The organism is Streptomyces sp. ACA25, from assembly GCF_028200735.1.
Classification (GTDB): domain Bacteria; phylum Actinomycetota; class Actinomycetes; order Streptomycetales; family Streptomycetaceae; genus Streptomyces.
This window is the reverse complement of record NZ_JAQKPV010000064.1, coordinates 1-1,299: the sequence shown is the minus strand read 5'-3', so window position 1 is coordinate 1,299 and position 1,299 is coordinate 1. Positions and strand designations below refer to the sequence as shown.

At 73.7% G+C, this 1,299-nt stretch carries 1 protein-coding gene; it reads right to left on the bottom strand.

Translation table 11 applies throughout. The features are described from left to right. Positions 1-1,287: acyltransferase domain-containing protein (locus PJ985_RS23165; RefSeq protein ID WP_271685848.1), on the bottom strand; the 1,287-nt coding region annotated here is incomplete at its 3' end. Between the last annotated feature and the right edge of the window lie 12 nt (positions 1,288-1,299).

Genomic DNA, 1,299 nt, shown 5'->3' with positions numbered 1-1,299 from the left:
GGCGAGCTCCGCCACCAACTCCGCCACCCCCGGCGCGGCCGAACCCGACCTGCTCGTCAGCACCAACTGCCCCGCACCCCGCCCAGCAAGCCACCGAGCAGCATGCCCACCCAACGCCCCCGTACCACCAGTGATCAGCACCGGCCCCGACGGCCGCCACACCGGGCCGGCTGCCGGAGCAGGCGCGGTGGTGAGTCTGCGGGCGAACAGACCGGTCGCCCGCAGGGCCACCTGGTCCTCGCCGAGGCCGGCGAGGACCGCTGCCAGAAGGTCGCCCGTCCGGTCCTCGAACTCCGCGGGCAGGTCGATGAGTCCGCCCCAGCGTTCCGGGTGCTCCAGGGCCGCCACCCGTCCCAGGCCCCACACCTGCGCCTGCCCGGGGTCGGTCACCGGATCGGCGTCACCGGTGGACACCGCCCCCCGTGTCAGACACCACAGGGGCGCCCCGACTCCGCGGAGCAGGTCGACGGTCTCGGCGAGGCCGGAGGCCATGGGTCCGGGAGCTTCGCCCAGGCCGAGCAGCGACACGATCCCTGCCAGGTTGCCCCCGATACGGTCGACGACTGTTCCGCCGTGCCGCTCGACGGTACGAACGACCTCCGTCACGAGCGCATCCGACCGCGGGCCGAGCACCGCCCAGGTCCCGTCGAGCACCGGGTCGGCGCCGGCGCTCAACGGGGTCCAGGTGACCTGGTGCCGCCAGCTGTCCACGTGGGGGCCGGTACGCACGGCCGGCCAGTAGCGCCGGTGGTCGAAGGCATAGCCGGGCAGCGGCACTCGGCCGGCGCCCGCGAGGAGTGGGCGCCAGTCGACCCGGACCCCCGCGGCGTGCAGGCGCGCCAGGGCGGCGAGGAGCGTTTCCCGTTCGGGGCGCCCTCTCCGGAGAGCGGCGACGCCGCTCTCCGCGAGTGCGGTGAGCACACCGTCGGGACCGAGTTCGAGAAGCTGTGTCACGTCCCGCTCCCGCAGCGTACGCACGGCGTCGGCGAAACGCACCGGACGGCGGACCTGCCGCACCCAGTACTCCGGGGTGGCGAGCTCGGGGTCCGGTACGCCGGACACCGTGGAGACGACGGGGATCAACGGCTCGTGGTAGGTCAGGGAGCGCGCGAGCGTGGTGAACTCGGCGAGCATCGGCTCCATGCGGTGCGAGTGGAACGCGTGCGAGACCAGCAGCCGCTTGACCTTCCGGCCCTCACCCCGCAACCGCTCCTCCAGCGCGGCGATCGCCTCCTCGTCTCCGGAAACCGTCAGCGAGGCGGGCCCGTTGACCGCCGCCAGATCCACCCCCAAAGGAAG